This is a genomic window from Bacillus sp. bc15 (assembly GCF_900142585.1).
Taxonomy (GTDB): Bacteria; Bacillota; Bacilli; order Bacillales; family Bacillaceae_G; genus Bacillus_A; species Bacillus_A cereus.
Map to the genome: position 1 here is coordinate 1314469 of NZ_FRBJ01000001.1, position 21602 is coordinate 1336070.

Below are 21602 nucleotides of genomic sequence, written 5' to 3' on the forward strand. Positions count from 1 at the left end.
ATAACAATTTTCAAAATTCAAAACATACTTCTTTGATTCTCAATAAAAAAGGATGTCGTGTAACTGACATCCTTTTTTATTGTTGAATTACTCTTGATGTTCTACTATGAATGTTAATACTGTCCTTTAAAGCAGGATTCCATTCACATTCTTTCCATCTATTTCTGAAATTCAACTTGCATCATTTTATCAAACTGTGTAAGAATATCAACCGGACCTAAAGAATTAACATTGACAGCAAATGTATGCTTGCCTCCCATTACTCCGCCTGCAAAAGTCATAAACCCAGGAATTGATCCTCCGTGACCCCATACTGAGACACCATTTGGAAGTTTAGTCTCATAGATTCCAAGACCATATCCATCACCAACCCCTTTTCCTTCTACAGGAACTGTAGTAAGCATTTCTTTTAGCTCGCGTTCCTTCAATAACTTACCACCGAGTAAAGATGAAAAGAACTTATTTAAATCGTCTGCATCTGAAATCATATCTCCCGCTGAATTAGCTAAACTCGGATTATAATACGTCATGTCTTTCAATTCACTTGTTTCGTCAATTTTCATATACCCTCGAGCATGATTCTTACCTGGAATAACGGGTGAATTCCCTGGTAAAAACGTATTTGATAGATCCAAAGGTTCAATAATGCGCTTTTCGATTTCTTCTGCGTAACTATTACCCGTTATTTTTTCAATAAGCATTCCTAGTATTACGTATCCTGTGTTTGAATACGACCAACCTTTACCTGGCGAAAAATCTGGGGGTAGAGCAAGTCCTATCTTTACTATTTCTTCTGCTGTATACGTTTTTTTCGAATTCATAATATCAGCGTCTTTTGACTTTAAATAATTAGCTATACCACTCGTATGATTCAAAAGTTGACGTATCGTAATTTGATTGCCATCATAACCATTTCCTTGAATGAGGCCGGGCAGCCACTTTTCAATCGAATCGTCAAGCTGCACACGATTTTCTCCTACTAATTGAAGAACAGTCGTAGCAGTAAAAGTCTTCGTCACACTTCCAATCCGAAAACGATAATCCGATTTCATTGGTTTCTTACTATTTAAATCCGCCAAACCAGCATTATAACTACTAATTTTACCGTTATTATACGTCTTAGCTAATACCCCTGGCGCTCCAATTTGGATTGTTTCCTGCATGACTTGTTTCCAACCATTCCGATTCTTTTGGTCATGTGCTTCTGATGAATTAGAAATATTTTGAATAGACTCTGCTTTCACAGTAAAACCGGGTGTGAATAAAGTAGTACCCGCTAATAAAACTGCCAAACTCGCTAACTTAATGGAATAACATTTTTTCATAAGGCTTTCTCTCCTCTATTCATATCGTATTGATTCAAGCTATACTTTCATCCTAAATGATAAAACTCTCTTTTTTCTTATCCATTCCTTACGAAATACTTACTTTCAAAATTAGACGCCCAGATGAGAAAAAGTAATGTATGAAAATAAAAAAAGAACGTGTTTTCAATTTTTGAAAACTCGTTCTTTTACATATTTAAAACCCTATATCAACTTTTTAGTTCATTTACTTTTACCATCCTGCACTAGCGTTCATGCCATTCCCGATAATAGTAAGTATTAATGGCCACAGCACTGGTGCTAACGTAAGAAATAGATTAAGCAGTATAAGTATTCTATATCTCCCAGGAATATTATAATTTTTACGATTAACAAATAATACAAAAACTAATAATATTATGGTCGTTACAAATAAAAGTAACACTAACAACCAATACCAAACCATTAAACTGAGACTCCATGGCTGTAATAGCTCGTGTACAATACCAAAGGTGATTCCCAATACTGCAAAACTAAAGGTAGTAACTGTTGCTTTGATAAACAATTTACTCCATTTTTTATCGTATGTATACTTACAATATAAATCTATTAACGTGTATAAAGATAAAAAGGCCATGAATACACCTACCCAAGACAATAACCAGTCTCCGCCTCCTCTAACTAACATAAACAGAAACCAACACATCCCTGCTGCAGAAAAAATAAAGGAAAGGAGTATGTTTTTCAATACAGGTTTCATTCTATTTTCACACCCTTATAAAAATTTAAAAATAAATTATAATTTTTTATTTACATGCTACCCGTAATCAATTCATCTCTTTTTCATTCTATACTGATGAAGCGAAGATAAACTCATAAAAAATGTAACGAGCAATACTCTACTAAGGCAACTTTTTTCCATTGGTAGAGATATAAAAAAGTAAGTATACATTACCATGTAATTAAATATAAGTAAATGAAATTAATTTACAGTTAATTTCATTTACTTATATTAATGTCACGCTTTCCCGTCTCGCTCTATCCATCGTACAGTCTTCTCTACATCTAACTCCGTATACGTCTTTTCTCCATAACGGACAGACTCATATATCGGAATAATATCTCGCGTTCTACAAATTCTACTTAACCATTGTTGCATCGTTTCATATGACCTTCTCTGTTCGTGAAATGGTAAAGTTCTTTCCCATTCCACTAACGTTTGCCTTATCTTATCTTTAGGTAACGGCTGTTCAAACTGATGCTTCACTTTCTTGTTCTTTTCGGTTCTATCCGTATTTTCTTTTGTTATCGATTGTTTATCCTGTTCTATTTCTGAATTCATTACCTTTTTCCTCATTAATTTATAAAAAGCATATAGAATGACCACTGCAATAATTACATAAAAAACGACACTAATCCATGAATTTGAAAGAACAGAAAACACATCAGTCCATGAATTTTTTCGTACAAAAAGTGGAATTTTCCTATCTATTTTTGTTCTTGTATCTACAACTCCTGTTTCTTCATCTATAATTCTTTCAGGTTCATCAAACTGTTCGTCTAAACTAGTAAAATCATAATTTCTTTCCGATATTGTCTCCGTCTTACTAGAAAAAAGCCCTTTTACTATGTCTTGTACATGCACAACACCTTGTGATAACGTTATCGCACTAACCGTAAAGAAAAGTATCATGAAAACTCTAATACTCCAAATCTTCACCTTCATATGTCGCTCTTTATTAGCCATAACATAAACCCCTTCTTATTCTTTAATTACGACCCATTTATTCGTTCTACTGTATTTCTTTGGGGAAGTACCAAGAATTAAAGGAACTGCATCCAATTCTTTTCGCCGAAAGCCTGCTGTGTAAAAATAAGTAGACGATACAGGAGTATCTTGGTCCGATATTGAGGCAAGTACTTTTAATACATTTTGCAAATGTTTTCGGTTATGACCGTTCTTTATATGTAGCAAACCGTTATCTTTTACGCTATTGATCCATACTTCAAATGAACAGTTTTGCATAAGCAGTTGTTTACATATGCCTGCCGTTAATTCAATGAGTTCCTCTGTATCATTTCGCAAAGAAATACCGCTTTTATTTTGCAAGTTGAGATATATCGCATATTTATCTGATTGTGTTCGCTCGTACTTTTTCGCAGTTATCGTCCCTGTTTTCGCTGTTGCACTCCAGTGGATAGAACGAAAATCTTCATTTTCATACGACTTCACTCCCATTACTTTCGTTTCATCATATAAGGGGGATGACATCGCTTTTCGAAACCCTCGTGACCATTCTTGCAATTCAGGAACTTGGATTTTCGGAACAGCTGGTAAAACTAAATAAGACGGCGTTTCAACTTGTTTATACGTTATATGGTTCGTTATGAATCCAAAGGGATCCGTAATGACAATTTCAACTTCTTCCCATTTCGCAATTCCTCTTTTTACAGCTACAGCTTGCAAATCAAATGAAACTGATTCTCTTCCTTTTATATTAAAATTTATATAATAATTTGAACCTGTACTATGATTTTTATTTATTTCATCATGATTCCAAGTTAACTTATTTTCACATTTAAATCGAAATACGATATTGAAAATAGGGAATAACGACTTGTTTGAAATTTTCATTTTGCACACATTCGCTTCACCTATAAAAACGTTTGAATTCCCTTGACTGTATTCCCATTCAACACGAGATACTTTACGTATGTATACATGCATCGCACCTATTAAAATTACATACAAAAATACGAGAGATAAAAACAATAGATTACTTGAAAATACACATAAAATAACGGCTACACCTGACATAACTCCCATTACTAAAGGCTCCGCTAAAGGTGTATACACAAGTTGTTGATTCATTGTACATTCTCCACTGGCACATTAATCGTATGAAGAATTTCTTTCATGATTTGTTCTCTCGTTGTTTTCATCTCCCCCTCAATCGTTAACGTTAAACGATGAGCGCAAACAGATGCTGCGAGCGTCTTAATATCATCTGGCGTACAATAATCTCTTTCATTTAATATTGCCCTTGCTTGAATCGCTCTCATAAATGCCAACGTCCCCCGCGGGCTTACTCCAATTTCAATTAACTCATGTTTACGCGTTGCCTCAATAATCTCAAGTAGATAATCTTGCACATCATTCCCTACTAACACTTCTCTTGCTCGTTTTTGCACTGTAATAATTTCTTCAGTTGAAATAATTGAATGTAACGTTTCTAACGGATCATTCATTTGAAAACGATTCATCATCTCCTTTTCTGCTTCTCTCGTAGGATAGCCTTGACGTATAGTTAGTAAAAAACGGTCTAGTTGTGCATCAGGTAAAGGAAATGTACCGGCCGATTCAAGAGGATTTTGCGTTGCAATAACTAAAAAAGGTTCTGGTAATGAATGTGTCTGTTTCGCAATCGTAACAGTACGTTCTTCCATCACTTCCAATAACGAAGATTGCGTTCTTGGTACAGCTCGATTAATTTCATCCACTACTACTATATTTGCAAAAATAGGACCTAACCTCGTTTTAAATTCCGATTCCTTCACATCAAAATATTCGAGACCAATAACATCTCCAGGCAAAGTATCCGCTGTGAATTGAATTCTTTGAAATTTAGCATCTATACTTTTAGCCAAACTTTTCGCTAATGTTGTTTTCCCCGTCCCAGGTACATCCTCCAATAAAATATGCCCTCTTGCTATAAGTGCTATAGCTGCAAGTTCAATCGCTTCATCTTTTCCTATAATAACCTTCGAAATATTGTCCGTAATTTTCTTTAATGTACTCATGTATATATCTCCTAACTTTATTTATTCTGAAAATTAAGAATTATTCATTTCCAAATTATAACACATCACAGTAGAAGTAAATATATTCCTATCAAAATAAAAAAAGATACCCATAGCAAACGCTAAGGATATCCTTTTCACCATATTATTTTACTAACGCTCCATTATAAGCTTTTATATCAAGAGGAGCAGTTAAAAACGATTTTACTTTGCTAACGAAAGATGTGAAGTGTTCACTCTTATTATGACTTGCAACTGCTGCTTCATCTTTCCATACTTCTACCATCGTATACACATTTTCTTTTTCCGTATCTTTATAAAGATCATAAGATACATTTCCACTTTCTTCTCTTGAACTATGAATTAGCGGACGAATTTCTTCTAAAAATGATTGTTGTTTTGCTGGATCTACTTGAAATATTGCGTGAATTATAATCATGATGTTTCCCCTCTCATATCTCACTTATTTCTGTATTTATAAAATTACTTCCATTCAGCAACTTTTTCAACTGGAAGGCGTACTGATTGGTAACCACTGTCAGCAGCTTTTCCGATTGAAATTAACATAACTGGTACGTGACGTTCTTTATCTAATCCGAATGCTTCTGCGATTTGGTCTTTTTCAAATCCACCAATTGGACAAGTATCATAACCGTGAGCACGAGCCGCTAACATAAATTGCATTGCTACAAGACCACCGTCAATTAGTACTGTATCTTTCATAACTTGTGGTGTAACCATTGAGAAGTAAGCTGAAAGTTTTTTCATTTGATCTTCTTTTACTTCTGCTGGCATTAAACCGCGCTCTACAGCTGTACCGTAAATTTCTTCCGCGTTATCAAAGTTGTTTAAATCACCAAATACAGCAATCATTGCTGAAGATGTTTCTACTTGAGATTGATTGAATTTCGCAAGTGGTGCAAGTGTCGCTTTCGCTTCGTCACTTTCAATCACTAAAAATCTCCATGGTTGCATGTTTACAGAAGATGGTGCAAGTGTTGCTTCTGTAAGAATTTCTGTCATTTCTTCTTTACTAATTTTCACTGAAGAATCGTATTTACGAATTGAACGGCGTCCTGTTAAAATTTCGTTAAAATTATTTGTTTTTACTGAGTTAGTCATAGTTGAATTCTCCCTTTTTATAGTTCTTTTATATTTTCTTGAATGTGATTTAACATAGTTAAAAGATTATCGCGCTGTTCTTCACTTAACCCTTTAAATGCTGAAGCTGCAAAACGTTCTTTTTCCTCTTGAAACGCCTGAATTTTATTTCGTCCCTCTTCAGTAAGAGAAACTAACGTAATTCTATTATCATCTGGATTTTTACGTCTTGTAATCATTTCATTTGCCTCAAGCTGCTTTAAATGCCTCGTTATCGCAGCATTATCAATATTCACTTCTTGTTGAAGTGCTTTTTGACTAATTTCACCTACTTCATATAACTGAAGTATAAGCTCTAATCGGGACTGGCTCATACCCGTACAACCTTCAAACTTCGAACTTACTTCTTTATTTAGAAAGTGTAATTTATATAAAATAATCGCTTCTTTTGAGCATGAACTTGTCAAACTATCCCTCCTTTATACACAAAATAAAAACGTTTGATGTATCAATAGTTGATATGTCAATTAATATAATCTATATCTATTTAGAATGCAAGCATTTTGTTTTCATTTATATTTTTCCAAATTAAGGCGCTTTGTCGCGTTACAAATAATGTTAATTGCACTATAATAGTACTAATTTAAATGACTGGAGAGTGATTGTAATGCGGCAATACACAAATAGAAATGAGGAATTAAAAATGGAAAATGAAATGAGGATATTCACATATGACAACAATAAATATAGGGATTGTCGCGCACGTAGACGCTGGCAAGACGAGTTTGACTGAGCGTATTCTTTATGAAACAAATGTGATTAAAGAAATTGGCCGAGTAGATAGTGGTAATACGCAAACTGACTCAATGGAATTAGAAAGACAACGCGGAATTACGATTAAAGCATCTGTCGTCTCTTTCTGTATCAATGACATAAAAGTAAATGTCATTGATACACCTGGACACGCTGATTTTATCGCTGAAGTGGAGCGATCATTTCGTGTTCTAGACGGTGCAATTTTAGTTATTTCTGCTGCTGAAGGTGTGCAAGCGCAAACAAAAATTTTAATGCGAACATTACAGAAACTAAACATACCGACTATTTTATTCGTTAATAAAATTGATCGTAGCGGTGCAAATACTGAAAAAGTTATGAAACAAATAAAAGAGGTTCTTTCAAATGAAGCATTCCCTTTCTACTCTGTAGAAAACGAAGGAACGAAAGAAGCCCGAATCATTGAATACAAATCATATGAAAATTGTATGGAACTGTTAGCACCATATAATGAATCATTACTTGAGTCATATGTAAATAATGAAATCGTACCGGGCGCACTATTAAGAGAGGAACTCATTAAACAGATAGCGCAAGCAAATGTGTTCCCTATCTTTTTCGGTTCAGCCATGACAGGTACAGGTGTAACTGAACTGCTCGAAAATATTTCAGACTTAATTCCCGCTAATAAGTCGGCAGAAAATGAAGTATTATCCGGTGTTGTTTTTAAAATTGAACGTGAACCTTCTGGGGAAAAGATTGCATATGTAAGAGTTTTTTCTGGTCGTTTACACGTTAGAAAATATGTTCATATACTGCGTGATGATGCTCTAGCTCATAAAGAAAAGATTAAGAAAATATGTATGTTTCATAACGGAAATGCAGTTCAAGCTTCAATCGTTCCTAGCGGAGAATTTTGCAAAGTGTGGGGACTTAGTGATATTAAAATTGGTGATATTATCGGTGAACGGACTGATTATATAAAAGATATTCACTTTGCCGAACCACAAATGGAAGCTGCTATTGAAGCATTACCAAAAGAACGTATTCATGATCTATACGCTGCACTTATGGAGCTATGTGAAGAAGATCCGCTTATTAAAGTGTGGAAAGATGATATTCATAATGAACTATATATTCGCCTTTTCGGTGAAGTTCAAAAAGAAGTAATTGAAACAACTCTTTATGAGAAATATAATTTGCAAGTTACTTTCTCAAATACGCGTGTCGTATGTATTGAAAAACCCATTGGCATAGGGAAAAGTGTTGAAGTAATGGGCGAAAAAGCGAATCCATTTTACGCAACAATTGGTTTTAAAATCGAACGTGATGAACTTAATTCTGGCGTAACATATAAGTTAGGTGTTGAACTGGGATCACTTCCATTAGCATTTCATAAAGCAATTGAAGATACTGTATTTCAAACGTTAAAACAAGGTTTATACGGATGGGAAGTTACGGACATTATCGTCACGTTAACACATACAGGTTATGCTAGTCCTGTTACAACAGCGAGTGACTTTAGGAACTTAACACCACTCGTTTTAATGGATGCTTTAATTCAAGCTGAAACATATGTATATGAACCAGTAAACGAGTTTGAATTGAATGTACCGGAGTACGCAATTAGTACCGCGATGTATAAATTAGCTGCTATTCCAGCAACTTTTAGCGAGCCTAAATTATACAATGATTCTTACCAGTTAACAGGCTCATTACCTGTTGCGAAAACAGAGAATTTTAAGCGAATACTCCATTCATTCACTGAAGGAGAAGGAATATTTACAATGAAGCCATCTGGTTACAAAGAACTGAAGGCTCCCTTCCCTACTCGAAAACGTGTTGATTATAATCCGCTGAAACGTAAGGATTATTTACTTCATGTTTTGAGGGCTTATTAAGTAAAAAAGAGGTGCAAATTGCACCTCTTTTTGCATGTATTGATAGGTTAGTTTGTCCTAATAACTTCTTTAAGTTTTTCTATTATATTTGCTATCGCCTCAATTGAATTCTCTGTTTCATATTCCCCAACATTTACAGAATGATTTGCATTTTTAACAACATCGATCGTTAGATTCGTTTTATTCAACTGATCAATTTGATCTGCATTATATTGGTGATCTTTATCTCCAATTACTAATATCCCTTCATGATGACTATGTAAAATCGCCTCAAAAATAGAATCAAAAGTTAGTAAAGGTGTAAGTAGTATCATTTTTGACTGTAAAAACTCTTCTCTCTTCATTAAATCATTTGCAATCGGAATTGTTCCAAGTGACTTCCCTAAAAACATAGTATCGTTATATTGCTTACCCTTTAATACTTCCTTCATTATAGGATTAATATCATCCATCATTACTTTCGTTATTTCTTCCATTGATTTATTCATTACTTGTTCGTCATAAGAATAATGAATATGTACTACATCTATTTTATGTTCAAGCATTAACATCGTCGCATAATAAAATAACGGTTTATCGTAATTATATCCTGAACCTGAGAACATAAAGCATATCTTATTTGAACCTTTTTCAATATGTGTATATGGAATTACTTTTCCTTCTATATGAATCTCTTTTTTTGTCCCCTTCACCCTTATCCCCTCCTAATACATTTACTTTTGTAAAACGATATGTGCTGTATGAACTGATACATCCTTTACTTTCTCTTTTATAAACGCTGGCTGTAAGTTATATGTATCTAACTCTTCTACCGGCACCCACTTAAAGAAATATGTTCTACCTTCTTCTTCCAAAATATATTCCTCTGCCCCATTTGCAGGTAACTCATGAAGCTCTACTTCATAATAAAAACTAATTTCATGAAATTTCCTCTCAGAAAGTGTAAAGAAATTTTCTACTGACCATATTAATCTATTTATCTCGATAGGAACTGCTAACTCTTCAGCAAGCTCTCGTTTTAACGCATCTTCACTATTTTCTAGCATTTTCACTCTTCCGCCTGGTACGTACCAAAAATCTTCACCGTCACCTTGTAGAATAAGAATTTTATTATCATGTTTACAAATTGCTCCGACTCGGTAATTAAAACATGTTTCCTCTACTTTAAATGTAAGATCCATCCCTCATTCCCCCTATACTTTATTTAAAAATCACTATAAAACTATTATGTATGTGATGTACAAATAAGATTACTCAATTTTTCTATTCCATTCAATAATTTTTTAACTTTCCAAAAACAATACGCATCATTTGTCATCACAAGTATAAATACATATGTCACGATCATTGCACACACTAGAGCAGCATTATGGGGGACGAATGGAAACATTGTCAATGCACAAAACTGAAAAATCAAATAATTTATAAGAAATCATTATAAAAGATAAAGTAAAACTTCAATAAATGGAGTTTTTATCTTTACCCTGTTGTTTTTAAATATTGTTAAGACATTATAAAAAAACGCAAGGTCAACTTATGTGCTAATTAATTCTTTTTCTAGAAAAAGCGTCTTTTATTGCACTTGTTAATACATTTAGGAATAATAAAATAGCCATAACTAGCGTTAATACGTTAAATTGCTTTGTTTTATAAGGAGCGAACCATTCCGTAAAGAACTCTGAATTAACGAGACGCTCCCCAACTCCTCCTTCCTTGAAATTCGGTATCCACGAAGTCATATCAAGGATGATAAAAATTAGTTGCATAACGAAAAATGCTCCAAGAGTTTTCAGCCAATTTCGTATTCGAATAGGACGCCCTTTTTTTGATGTCATTTAAATGATCCTCCTTTTAGAACTTGCTATTAAAGAGCCTTGTTCTGATAGATACGAATAGATAATATCCATGAAACCCCATAGCACCCCACTGCTATGACAGCAAATATAAGAAATAATTTCAAATTTGAAATCTCTTTTAAAAAGGTCAGTACGCCATTAGCATATTTATTTAATAAATATGGGGTATTTCGCATTAAATATATAACTCCAATAGATAAAAATATAAAAACTGGTACAAGTGTTTTCACTTTAAATGCAACAAAAAATGGGATGTAAAATGCAGTAATCAGCATGACTGCCAAGAAGCCTAGGATGTAACTTTCTAAGGAAAGTTGAAATTCCATGCTGTCTAAAATAAAATATTTTCCAACTAAACAAAATGGGATGATTACTATTGTAAAAAATAAGGTTCCAACATATTTTGAACTTATAATTTCCTTCCTAGTATACGGTAATGAGTTTACTAAAATATTAGCATTATCTTTATCATCAGATTGATATGTGTTAATTACAAAAACGGCACTACAAATGATTATGACATATGCTACATCCATGCCGGCCCACAAATAGGTAACTAGAAATAAGAGATAAGCAGGTAAAAAGGTTTTTTGTAAAATCAAATCCTTTTTAATTAAATTAAGCATCTTGACTCCCCCTTTTTCATGAAATACATAATATCCTCTAAACTTGGTTTTTCAATCACCACTTCTTTATTAAATAAAGTTTCGATAGAATTTACATTTTCAATCAATCCCTCGAAACCTGTATTTGCCTTACATACAGATATAAATTCACGCTCAGTATCAAAATCTAACATATCTAGTGGTCCTTTGACCAAAATATAATCTTCTGCAATGGCATAAATATCTTTTGTAAAAATATGCTTCCCATTTTGAATAAATGTAATATAATCGGCAATGCGGTCTAAATCCGTTGTAATATGAGATGAGAAAAAGATAGTTTTCTCACCATCCTGCATAATATTTTGTAAAACATCCAATAATTCTCTTCTAAATACCGGATCGAGTCCGGAAGTAGGCTCATCCATAATAATTAGTTCAGCATGATGTGAAAGGGCAATTGCAAGAGAGGCTTTCATTTTCATTCCTTTGGAGAATGTTTTCATTTTTTTATTTAATGGTAATTCGAACAGATCTTTATAATATGTAAATTGGTTAAAATCCCATTTTTTATAAGCAGGCGCAATAATTTTAGTAATTTCCTTTAATGTGAGTTCATCATAAAACACATTATCGTCATAAACGAAACCAATTCTTTCTTTAATTCCCTTCGCATCAGTCGAATAGTTCATGCCAAATAAAGAGACATTTCCACTATCCGGGTTCATTAGATTCATAATCATTTTAATCGTTGTAGATTTACCTGATCCATTTCCGCCAATAAAACCCGTAACAAATCCTTTTTTTACTTCCATCGAAAAATTTTTAATTTGAAATCCTTGAAAAGATTTACTGACATTTTGAAGTTCTATTACGTTTTCCAAGAGTTTTCCTCCTCGTATAAAATTGTAAGCATTTCTTTTAGATCATTTAAAGAAACATCCATTTGTTTAGCATTTTGAATCGCTTCACACAACTTTTCTTCAACTGTCTTTAATTTTTTTTCTTTCATAGTTTCAATGTTTTGTTCTGCTACAAAGGACCCCCTTCCGACAATTGAATAAATAAAACCGTCTTTTTCCAGTTCTTCATATGCTCTTTTCGTTGTAATAATACTTACTCTTAAATCTTTTGCTAACTGACGCATTGAAGGAAGAGCATCTCCTTGCTTTAAATCACCTAGTAAAATAAGTTTTTTTATTTGGACACCAATTTGTTCATAAATAGGTTCCTTTGAAGTGTTCGTAATAACGATTTGCATGCAAATACCTCTTTTTAAAAATATTGTATATATACTTTATATACAATATATACTATCGTACATTGTAAATCAACAGAAAATTCCCAAAATATAGTCACGAACACAATCTAATAATAAATGTAATTCATACAATTTATTTATACGGGTCTTCCTCGTATTTGCTCGATTTTGAGGTGGAGGTCTTACTGCTATCTAATGCGGTATAAAGACTACGTTGTGTTTTACGGAGAAATTGGCATAGCTGGTAGTGTGAAAGCAAAAGAGTTTGAAACAGAAGAACAATCTGAGGAAGTTGCTATCAAGTTAGACTGGAATGAAGATGAAGAAGAAGGTTTGAAAAAGATGTTTCCTAAGCTATGGGACATGTATGGGGAAGAACCGATTGAGTGGTAGATTTATTCATTGCCAAAAACGCCTTGTTTCTTTCGTAACAAAGCGTTTTTTCTTGATACTATATTTAAATTGTTATCTTCCCACTTTCCCACCACTCCATAAAAGTTTTTAAAGAAGGAGCAACCCACGTTCTACTATCATTTTCATGGTTCCATACATATATATCATCTCTTTGCACTATCCCATTCAAAATGGAATAACCAAACAAATTACCATTTCCACCATCATCGAAAAACAATAAACAGTCAAAAGGCATATATAAATCTTTAAAATCAACTATATATCTCATATTCATATTTTCTCTTTTTATTTTCGAGGCAGACCAAACAAAGTCCCCGTATTGACCTGCTATACCGTTTGTTTCTTGTAATAGCTGTGATAAGTCATTCGGTAATTCCACAAGTAAACACTTTTGTATTTCAATAAGCTCTTCCTTCATAGCGGGATTTTTTAAGCTTAAGTTTGATGAAATACTATGAATGGTTTCTTTCCACATAACCTTTTCTCCTCCTTATGTGCAATCAACTATATTCAAAGAGCTCCTCTAAATTTATTGATACCATTTTTCTAACAATTCCTTCTCCCTTTCGCCTGAAATCCCTGCTTTTAATTCCCATTCCTCCATACTCTTCATCCACTCATACACATCCGTCACAGTATCTTCTAATCTGCTAAAAGTAAGTCCCGCTTTAACAGCATTCTCGACACTAATAGAAAACCCACCTTTCCATGGCTTCGTTTCGCCTTCTAATGAAAAAGTTTCCGGAAGCCATAAAGGCATCTCCGTCCAAGGCTGCACTTTATGTTCCTTCATAAATGATTCATCTACCCAAACGAATGCAGCATCACTATTCGTAACCTTTTTACACGTATTTAATAGCTCTTCTATCGTCAATTCATCTTTCGGACCTGTTATATTGAATGTACCTGCTTTATTGTTTTCTGCCATGTTTAGTCCCCAGTTTGCGACGTCTTTTATATCAACTATCTGCACTGGACGGCCTTTTCTTCCTGGAACTAACACTTTTCCTCCCTTTGCTACACGTCCAATCCAGTATGGAAGCCGATCTGTATAATCAAACATCCCTGAAAGAAGTCCTGCTCTTACGTGTAAAACACGCCCTGGCCAATACTTCTCTGCTTCTTTTTCACACAATACTTTCAGCGCACCGTAATACTCATAAGGAGAAACTTCACCATTCTCCACAGCCTTTATTTGATCACCCGTAGGTTCGGATTGTAATATATAATCTTCTTTTATATGAGGAGGAATCCAATCTTTATAAACGGACAGACTTGAAATGAATATATAATGCTTTATATTATCGTGTAAGGCTTCTCCAACATTTCTAATGTGATGTGGAGAAAATCCACACGTATCTACGACAACGTCCCATTTTCGATTTTCTAAACTTGAAACATTATTATTTCTGTCACCAATTAACTGCTCTACTTCAGGAAAAATTTCTTTATTCGTTCCGCGATTAAATAATGTAACTTCATGCCCTCTTTTTAATGCCTCTTCTACAAAAGCTCTTCCTAAAAATCGTGTACCACCTAAAATTAGAATCTTCATAGTTCTCCCCCATTCGTGATTGAAAATCCTTACTTGTGTTAAACGATTTTTTGCTGTGAAAAGTTACGGGGTTAGTCTAACTTTTTCTACAAGTTCAACATATGTAATTTCCATTTCATATATAATTAAAATATCGGATATTTGATTAATCACTTATACATGTAAGTAGGTGAACAATATGAATAGAAACATAGTTTATCATTCAACATTATGTATGTATTGCCTCACATCGCTTGTATATATCATCTTACTGAACATAGAAAATGGTCGTAATTATTTAGGGTTTACGATGGTCATTCCGCTTTTAGCTGCTATTTTATATCAGAAATTATATACGAAACAAAAAATAGTTCATACATTTGGAATTTCACGTCCAAAAATAAAAACATTAATTTTCTCCATTTTATCCCCAATACTTCTAGGACTATGTCTCCATTTTTATTTTTATATTTATAATATAAATTTCTTATTTCATCATTGGAATGAATTGGGAGTTCTCTTGCTCATTGGTCTTACAATTGCTGCTTTTTCTGCATTTTTAGAAGAAATCATATGGCGTGGAAATTTTCATTACCATTTACGAAAAAATTTTTCATTAAAACAAACAGCAATCATTACTGCATCACTTTGGTCTTTATGGCATTTACCAGTATCAATCTTTTATAAAAATTATGAGTTTCAGCTTATAGGAATATTAAGCTATCTCTCATTATTATTTATATTATCTATAATTTTGACATATACGAGAGAGTATAGCCGCTCTGTGATAACACCTGCAATTTTACATGGTATGTTTAATGTATTTTATTTAACAGATGGAGTAGAAACAAAATGGGATATTAGCCTAATGGAATTAATTAAATTTATCTTGCTCGTAATTGTGTTTGGCATTATGTATCTAATACATCGAAAAGTTAAAAGTACCTAAACAAATTATAAAGTACTTCAACACCTATTCAATAATCGTATAGGTGTTGAAGTTTTCTAATCTTAGGTGCTCAACTTAGTTAATACATCACTTTTTTCTATCATGAAGAAAAAAACAAGTTTAACTAAACCTTTTATTCTTGTTTTTATAAAAATAACCATATTAATCTTTTAAATAAGGAAGTATGCACTCTTTAATTAACTTCCATCTATCCTCTGCATTCGGTATGACTTCAGAAGCAATCGCCACCACCAGTTCCTTCTCTGGTACGCAGCCAATTACATTCCCACCATCGCCCATTGCACAGTATGAAAAGATTCCATCCTCTTCTCGTAACCACCATAAGTAACCATATTGATTTTGGTTCATTTCTGTCGATTCTTTTATCCATGATTTTGATAGTATTTGCTTTCCATTATGAATACCTTCATTCAAATATAACTGTCCAAACTTAGCCATATCTCTAGCTGTTAACGTAAGTCCCCAGCCGCCTGTTGAAATACCATTTGGATCGTGAACCCATCCTTTCACACTTTTTCCGAATAGGTCATCGAATCCAAATGCCTTCATATTATAGTTTGGAATTTCTCTCATACCGAGTGGTTGAAATAAGTATTCATTCGCAAATTCACGTGCATTTTTTTCTGCTACGCTCATTATGATTGCTGATAATAAATGAGCTCCTGCAGATGAATATTTAAAAATTCCAACTTCTCCGCCTGCTCCTATCCTATTTAACGTATACTGTACCCAATCTCGTTGCGTACATAGCTCTTCTAACGGTTCCTGCCAGTCTACGAAAGGATGTGGAGCTGTCATTGTCAACAGATGTCGTACTGTTATTTCAGGTGAATGAACGTTATATTCCGGGAAAAATTCTATTACTTTTTGATCAACACTTTTTATATACCCTTTATCTACACATAGTCCAATCAACGCAGAAATTATCGTTTTTGTGACTGACGCTATATGAAATGCATCATCTGGACCGTGATCATTATAATAATTTTCAAAAACAACATTACCTCTCTGCACTACTAACATACCATTAATATTTTTGTATTCTTCTTTTATAATCAGATCTAACTTTTCAGCAGTTTTCATTAATCATTCCCCTTTAACCCATGATTAAAAAGGTTCGATAGGTACATATATATCAACTATATGTTTATTTTCCGGGTGCTGCCTTGGGTCATTTTTATACATTTCGAAAGGATACGAATCTCTCGGCTTATATCCGCTATTGGGAAGCCACTCACCGTATAAGAAATCCCATGCTCCTTTATATTCATCTTGGAATATTTCAAAATGACCTACCGCATATCTTCCAGAAGGTATTATCATTATTCCAATGTCGCTCGTTTCTACTGCGGACTCATTCGGAATTGTTATACATAAACTAGTTCTTAAATGATTGTCCTCAGTAAATTCATGATGATCGTGGTAAATGGTTAATACTTTCGTATCCTCAAATACATGATAGTTTTCCTCCACTGCGTAATGAAATAATTTCTCTATCATTTTTGGAAAAGCTACCGTTAACTCTTCATATGTACCGATATGCCTTATGTATGCGACGTGTATATCGTCCGCTGATACAATTTCAACATTTCCTCGAACCTTCTTACACTCATTGTATTGAGAAGTTCCGCTTACGTCTTTGCAATTCTTGCTATTGTCGTTTCGATATTGAGATGGACTTATTCCGTAATAATTTTTAAATGTTCGGGAGAAAACTGCTGAATCTGTGAATCCGAAGTGATACGCAATATGTGTAATCGTCATATCTGTGCGATATGTAAGTAAATGTGTTGCCCTTTCTAATTTCAATCGGTTTACATACCGTGATAATGGCTCGTCTACTATCCCCTTAAAAATCCGATGAAAATGAAACTTTGAAAATCCTGCTACTTCCGCTAGCTCTTCAATTGAAAGTGGATCATCTATGTGTGATTCTATATAATCTTGCACTTTATAAATGCGTCGTAAGTACTCATTTCTACTTTGTTTACTCTCCATACTTTTATCTCCTCACAACAAAAAGGCTAACGTTAAGCTAGCCTACTTTTACACATTTTTCAAAAACAAAACTCTACTACCGCCGTTCCCATCATAATTTGTATGTACCGATACACCCTCTATCTCATCATCCCCGGCATCAATTCGAAAACCGATTTCTTGATGAAACTGTATCGATTTTTTGTTAATTGGTGACGTAATTGCTTTTACAACTTTACGATTATTTGCACGCGCGGCATCAAAGAAATAAGAATACAATGTCGATGCGATTCCTCTTCTTCTATACTTCGGATTTACACCGATAAAATGAACGTATGCTTCATCTTTATATGTTTGTGAAAAAAATCCACATAAGAAACCTAACGTTTCGCCATCTTCTTCAATGATAAAACTCGTTTCTTGAAAGTGGACGAAAAACAATTTTGGCAGCATAGCAGCCATATCTCTCCCGCCCCACCAATCATTTAAAACAGAATGAATCTTTACATAATCTTCCCCTTGGATGTTTCTTACTCGCATATATTTCTCCCTCTCACTCACTTCATTTTTTCATATATTTTAATTACGGTTTCTACTAATAGAATGAATACCCAAATCCCGCAAAATACAAGAACAGACTGGAATAAAGAACCTAGCATAACAATACTTATTAAACCTAATTCTGGGCCTGAAATGGACATTTCGTCAAATCCCATATTATGTATAAATGGACCGGTTGAAAAAGCCATTAAAATTGATCCTATTAAATAAAACACACTCATTATTTTTAATATTTTTATAGAAAGATACGAAGTTTCTTTTTCTTCCACTTGTGATAATTCGATTTCTCCGCTCGCAATTCCTTTTTGTAAACAGTCTTCACATAGAAATTCTTCCTTAATTTTTTTACCCCCGTGCAATGTACCTGTAATTTCTTTACAGCGCGAACACTTTCGATTTATCATTTTGTTATCACTCCAATCTCGTAAGATTATACTTATACAATTCTATTTTTACCTTATTATTCCTTTTGTGTATTTTATAGAGAGGTGACGTGTTTTATGATATCTAAACTTATTTTTGGTTATAAAAAGCCTACTGAGCAATATGTATTACGGCCTAGTTGTTATGCAATTATTTTTAACTCAACTTCTTCAAACATTGCTATTATCCAAAAAGGAGACCGTTATTTTTTACCTGGTGGCGGTATGGAAGGTACCGAAACAAAAGATGAATGCTTACATCGTGAACTACTAGAGGAATTAGGATGGGTAATTGAAATTAATCAATATTTCGGTAATGCAATGCGATATTTTTATGCGGAAAAAGAAGATACTTATTATTTAAACGATGGGTTCTTTTATATTGCGAACATGGTGCAGACACAAACTGAAAACTGTGAGGAAGATCATGTTTTGCGGTGGATGTCTCCTTTACTTGCTGTAGAGCTTCTCATTCATGATCATCAAAAATGGGCTGTTGAACAAGCGCTTTTATTACAAAAACCAAAAGGATCTCCTTCTATATGAAAGAGATCCTTTTTATTGTTAACTTACTTTTTTCAAATTGAGAGCGGGCTTTTGAATTCCACCCTTTTTTACAACATATAAGCCGATAAAGATTATAAGTCCGCCAACGAGTTGCATCATGTTGATTTGCTCTCCGATAGTTACTGCCGCGAAGATAACTGCGAACAATGGTACAAGATACATATAAACCATTACTTTCGTTGAGCCTATTTTACTAATACCGACATACCACATTGCAAGTCCGAAGATTGTCGCGAAGACGATTGAATATGCTAGAGACCCCCAGCTTGGCATGTCTACTGGCCACGTTAATGTATTTACGTTGAATAAACAATATACAACGAGAGGTACAATTCCAATTAAAGTTGACCAAGATGTGACTCTCATTGCGGAATATTTTGTTATAAGAGGTTGCGCTAATATTGGATACCATCCCCACGCAATCGCTGCGACTAATCCAATTATGTTTCCGAGCCACGCATATTCGTAAGTAGCTCCTCCTGTATGTCCTGTTAATAAAACGAATGCTGCACCAATAAATGCTACTATTGAACCAATTTGTACTTTCATCGAAAAACGTTCTTGTTTGTGTAATACTGCTAATATCCCTGTAAATATAGGTGACATCGCAATTAATAATGAGGCGTTCGTTGCTGAAGTATATTTCACAGATAGCATAAACATCGTTTGATACATCGCCGTACCAACGATACCGACTGCTACTAATCGTAACCAATCTTTTCTTTCAATACGTAATGAGCGTTCCATCATAAATGTAATAAGTAATAATACCGGTGATGCTACTAAAAATCGTAAACTATTAAATTGAATGGATGACATATATACCACGCCATACTTTCCTATTGTATAATTTGCTCCCCATACTAATGCAACTGATACTAGGAGCCATTCCATTTGCCATCGTTTCATCCGAATCTCCCCTTCCCTATTTAGCATAGTAAAATTGGCTGGATAAAACACCGTCCAATTGGCTGTTTTTTTACCCAGCCAATTTGCTATACTTGATGTAGTAAAAAGATACGGAGGCGTTTTTTTATGGAATGGAAGCTAGATAGTGACAGTAAAATCCCTATTTATCAGCAAGTGGTTGACTTTATTGAAAAACGTATTACATATGGAGAACTTCCTCCAGGAAGCTTCCTCCCTTCAGAACGGAAATTAGCTACGCAGTTAAATGTAAACAGAAGTACAGTAACGACTGCTTATAATGAACTTCGTGCTATGGGAATTGTAGAAAGTACGACTGGTAAAGGTACACGTGTAAGTACACATATGTGGGGTGTTTCTCCAACATTAACGCCGAACTGGAGAAATTTCGTAGAAGGTGGTACTTTTTTACCAAACTTACCGTTACTTCGTCATATTCGGGCAGAAGTACAACAAAATGAAAATATTATAGATTTCGCTAATGGAGAACTCGGTTGTAATCTTTATCCTCACGATCAACTACAAACGATTTTACGTGAACAACCGTTAACACATTCATTAAGTTACGATCATCCGCAAGGCTATCTCCCGCTAAGACAAGCGGTCGTAAAATATATGAAAGAATATTTAAAAGTTGAGGCGACCGAACAATCCATTATGATTACATCCGGCGCTCAACAAGCACTGCACCTTATCGTGCAATGTTTATTAAATCCCGGTGACGCCGTCGCTTTTGAAAGTCCATCGCACTGTTATTCCCTGCCGCTATTCCAATCAGCAGGTATTCGTATTTTCCCGTTACCTGTCGATGAACACGGCATTAATCCAGACGATGTACAAGAGCTATACAGAAAGCACCGCATTAAAATGATTTTTTTAAATCCAAATTTCCAAAACCCTACGGGAACGATGCTTCATCCAAATCGCCGAAAAAAACTATTATCACTTTGCGCAGACTTACGCATTGCGATTGTTGAAGATGATCCGTCTAGTCTACTTACGCTAGAAAAGAAACAACCTTGCCCTACTTTAAAATCGATTGATGAAAACGGAACAGTCATTTATGTACATTCCTTATCAAAAATGATCGCACCAGGTTTACGAGTCGGCTGGCTTGTCGCCCCGCAGTCTGTCGTAGAGCGATTGTCCGATGCCCGGCACCAAATGGAATTAGGAATGAGCATTTTCCCGCAGTGGCTTATACAACAATTTTTCGAAACTGTACCATTTCAGTCTCATATCGTTCCGTTACGAAAACAATTAGCAGAAAAAAGAGACGTTATCGTCCGTGCCCTAAACGAGCAACTTCACGATAAAATCTCTTTTTCAAACCCGACCGGCGGTATATACATTTGGGGGAAATTAAAAGAACCTATAAACGAAAAACAACTCATTATGCAAAGTTTAAAACAAGAAATTGCTTTTATGCCAGGTAGTATTTTCGGTGCGAAAGATGGTTATATACGTTTATCTTATGGAAAAGTGGATATTAATCAAATTGCGGAAGGTATTTCTCGTTTACGCGAGGCTATTTTGGTATGTGAAAATAACTTTAAATAAAGCTTTCTCGTTTGACAAAACCTAAATCTACCATTATTATCAACTCGAACCTATTTATAGGAGTGATAAA

At 34.2% G+C, this 21602-nt stretch carries 26 protein-coding genes; 5 read left to right on the forward strand and 21 right to left on the reverse strand.

What is annotated here, in order from left to right; all coding sequences use genetic code 11:
* Positions 1 to 158 precede the first annotated feature (158 nt).
* The 8 genes from BUA87_RS06635 to BUA87_RS06670 all read right to left on the reverse strand — a co-directional run bounded on the left by BUA87_RS06635 (position 159) and on the right by BUA87_RS06670 (position 6673).
* On the reverse strand, positions 159 to 1325 hold the full coding sequence (locus tag BUA87_RS06635; protein WP_000710680.1) for a serine hydrolase domain-containing protein: 1167 nt from the start codon (positions 1323 to 1325) through the stop codon (positions 159 to 161).
* A gap of 232 nt (positions 1326 to 1557) precedes the next feature.
* A complete protein-coding gene (locus BUA87_RS06640; RefSeq protein ID WP_000805743.1) occupies positions 1558 to 2064 on the reverse strand; it encodes a DUF3902 family protein in 507 nt (168 codons plus the stop codon).
* A gap of 258 nt (positions 2065 to 2322) precedes the next feature.
* Complete coding sequence (locus BUA87_RS06645) at positions 2323 to 3051, reverse strand: hypothetical protein (protein ID WP_001284442.1); 729 nt, start codon at positions 3049 to 3051, stop codon at positions 2323 to 2325.
* A 15-nt stretch (positions 3052 to 3066) separates the two neighbouring features.
* On the reverse strand, positions 3067 to 4176 hold the full coding sequence (locus BUA87_RS06650; RefSeq protein ID WP_001075956.1) for a DUF58 domain-containing protein: 1110 nt from the start codon (positions 4174 to 4176) through the stop codon (positions 3067 to 3069).
* Positions 4173 to 5105: an AAA family ATPase gene (locus tag BUA87_RS06655; RefSeq protein WP_000105647.1), complete on the reverse strand. Its 933-nt coding sequence runs from the start codon at positions 5103 to 5105 to the stop codon at positions 4173 to 4175. The genes BUA87_RS06650 and BUA87_RS06655 overlap by 4 nt, the downstream gene beginning before the upstream one ends.
* A 145-nt stretch (positions 5106 to 5250) precedes the next feature.
* The gene (locus BUA87_RS06660; protein ID WP_000583827.1) at positions 5251 to 5544 is read right to left on the reverse strand and encodes a putative quinol monooxygenase; all 294 of its coding nucleotides are present in this window, start codon (positions 5542 to 5544) and stop codon (positions 5251 to 5253) included.
* Between the two features lie 44 nt (positions 5545 to 5588).
* Entirely contained in the window at positions 5589 to 6227 is a 639-nt protein-coding gene (locus tag BUA87_RS06665; protein WP_072938811.1) for a nitroreductase family protein, read from the reverse strand.
* 17 nt (positions 6228 to 6244) lie between these two features.
* Positions 6245 to 6673, reverse strand: a complete 429-nt coding sequence (locus BUA87_RS06670) for a MarR family winged helix-turn-helix transcriptional regulator (protein ID WP_000204169.1) — start codon at positions 6671 to 6673, stop codon at positions 6245 to 6247.
* A gap of 264 nt (positions 6674 to 6937) precedes the next feature.
* Between BUA87_RS06670 and BUA87_RS06680 the strand changes: the two genes are divergently transcribed.
* Positions 6938 to 8881 (forward strand): elongation factor G, encoded by a 1944-nt coding sequence (locus BUA87_RS06680; RefSeq protein ID WP_072938814.1) that lies wholly within the window; start codon positions 6938 to 6940, stop codon positions 8879 to 8881.
* 47 nt (positions 8882 to 8928) lie between these two features.
* Here BUA87_RS06680 and BUA87_RS06685 read toward each other — a convergent pair whose 3' ends face one another.
* From BUA87_RS06685 to BUA87_RS06710, 6 genes are all read right to left on the reverse strand, one after another.
* Complete coding sequence (locus BUA87_RS06685; protein ID WP_000679131.1) at positions 8929 to 9573, reverse strand: hypothetical protein; 645 nt, start codon at positions 9571 to 9573, stop codon at positions 8929 to 8931.
* Positions 9574 to 9594: 21 nt separating this feature from the next.
* On the reverse strand, positions 9595 to 10062 hold the full coding sequence (locus BUA87_RS06690; protein WP_000366233.1) for an NUDIX hydrolase: 468 nt from the start codon (positions 10060 to 10062) through the stop codon (positions 9595 to 9597).
* A gap of 360 nt (positions 10063 to 10422) precedes the next feature.
* Positions 10423 to 10716 carry a YfzA family protein gene (locus BUA87_RS06695; RefSeq protein ID WP_000202090.1) on the reverse strand — a complete coding sequence of 98 codons (294 nt, stop codon included), beginning with the start codon at positions 10714 to 10716 and terminating at the stop codon, positions 10423 to 10425.
* A 29-nt stretch (positions 10717 to 10745) separates the two neighbouring features.
* Positions 10746 to 11363, reverse strand: a complete 618-nt coding sequence (locus tag BUA87_RS06700) for an ABC-2 transporter permease (protein ID WP_000933343.1) — start codon at positions 11361 to 11363, stop codon at positions 10746 to 10748.
* Complete coding sequence (locus BUA87_RS06705) at positions 11351 to 12223, reverse strand: ABC transporter ATP-binding protein (protein ID WP_000432463.1); 873 nt, start codon at positions 12221 to 12223, stop codon at positions 11351 to 11353. The genes BUA87_RS06700 and BUA87_RS06705 overlap by 13 nt, the downstream gene beginning before the upstream one ends.
* Positions 12211 to 12600: a GntR family transcriptional regulator gene (locus BUA87_RS06710; RefSeq protein WP_001167593.1), complete on the reverse strand. Its 390-nt coding sequence runs from the start codon at positions 12598 to 12600 to the stop codon at positions 12211 to 12213. Before BUA87_RS06710 ends, BUA87_RS06705 begins: the two co-directional genes overlap by 13 nt.
* Before the next feature lie 195 nt (positions 12601 to 12795).
* On the opposite strand from BUA87_RS06710, the gene BUA87_RS06715 reads away from it, so the two are divergent.
* Positions 12796 to 12993 (forward strand): hypothetical protein, encoded by a 198-nt coding sequence (locus BUA87_RS06715; RefSeq protein WP_001269542.1) that lies wholly within the window; start codon positions 12796 to 12798, stop codon positions 12991 to 12993.
* A gap of 64 nt (positions 12994 to 13057) precedes the next feature.
* On the opposite strand, the gene BUA87_RS06720 is transcribed toward BUA87_RS06715, so the two are convergent.
* Positions 13058 to 13489, reverse strand: coding sequence for an SMI1/KNR4 family protein (locus BUA87_RS06720; RefSeq protein WP_072938817.1), 432 nt, complete (start codon positions 13487 to 13489; stop codon positions 13058 to 13060).
* Between the two features lie 54 nt (positions 13490 to 13543).
* The gene (locus tag BUA87_RS06725; protein ID WP_000697712.1) at positions 13544 to 14569 is read right to left on the reverse strand and encodes an SDR family oxidoreductase; all 1026 of its coding nucleotides are present in this window, start codon (positions 14567 to 14569) and stop codon (positions 13544 to 13546) included.
* A gap of 169 nt (positions 14570 to 14738) precedes the next feature.
* Between BUA87_RS06725 and BUA87_RS06730 the strand changes: the two genes are divergently transcribed.
* The gene (locus BUA87_RS06730; RefSeq protein ID WP_025117846.1) at positions 14739 to 15497 is read left to right on the forward strand and encodes a CPBP family intramembrane glutamic endopeptidase; all 759 of its coding nucleotides are present in this window, start codon (positions 14739 to 14741) and stop codon (positions 15495 to 15497) included.
* A 162-nt stretch (positions 15498 to 15659) separates the two neighbouring features.
* Here BUA87_RS06730 and BUA87_RS06735 read toward each other — a convergent pair whose 3' ends face one another.
* Genes BUA87_RS06735 through BUA87_RS06750 form a run of 4 tightly spaced genes read right to left on the reverse strand, consistent with a single transcriptional unit; the run spans position 15660 to position 18460 of the window.
* Positions 15660 to 16601: a serine hydrolase domain-containing protein gene (locus BUA87_RS06735; protein ID WP_000844644.1), complete on the reverse strand. Its 942-nt coding sequence runs from the start codon at positions 16599 to 16601 to the stop codon at positions 15660 to 15662.
* A 24-nt stretch (positions 16602 to 16625) separates the two neighbouring features.
* Complete coding sequence (locus tag BUA87_RS06740) at positions 16626 to 17516, reverse strand: AraC family transcriptional regulator (RefSeq protein WP_072938820.1); 891 nt, start codon at positions 17514 to 17516, stop codon at positions 16626 to 16628.
* 48 nt (positions 17517 to 17564) lie between these two features.
* Positions 17565 to 18035, reverse strand: a complete 471-nt coding sequence (locus tag BUA87_RS06745) for a GNAT family N-acetyltransferase (protein ID WP_001266053.1) — start codon at positions 18033 to 18035, stop codon at positions 17565 to 17567.
* Positions 18036 to 18052: 17 nt separating this feature from the next.
* Entirely contained in the window at positions 18053 to 18460 is a 408-nt protein-coding gene (locus BUA87_RS06750; RefSeq protein WP_000610486.1) for a DUF3980 domain-containing protein, read from the reverse strand.
* A 96-nt stretch (positions 18461 to 18556) separates the two neighbouring features.
* Between BUA87_RS06750 and BUA87_RS06755 the strand changes: the two genes are divergently transcribed.
* Positions 18557 to 19024: an NUDIX hydrolase gene (locus BUA87_RS06755; protein WP_072938823.1), complete on the forward strand. Its 468-nt coding sequence runs from the start codon at positions 18557 to 18559 to the stop codon at positions 19022 to 19024.
* 18 nt (positions 19025 to 19042) lie between these two features.
* On the opposite strand, the gene BUA87_RS06760 is transcribed toward BUA87_RS06755, so the two are convergent.
* Positions 19043 to 19954 (reverse strand): DMT family transporter, encoded by a 912-nt coding sequence (locus BUA87_RS06760; protein ID WP_071714173.1) that lies wholly within the window; start codon positions 19952 to 19954, stop codon positions 19043 to 19045.
* 126 nt (positions 19955 to 20080) lie between these two features.
* On the opposite strand from BUA87_RS06760, the gene BUA87_RS06765 reads away from it, so the two are divergent.
* Positions 20081 to 21532, forward strand: a complete 1452-nt coding sequence (locus BUA87_RS06765; RefSeq protein ID WP_000454932.1) for a MocR-like pyridoxine biosynthesis transcription factor PdxR — start codon at positions 20081 to 20083, stop codon at positions 21530 to 21532.
* Positions 21533 to 21602: the final 70 nt, after the last annotated feature.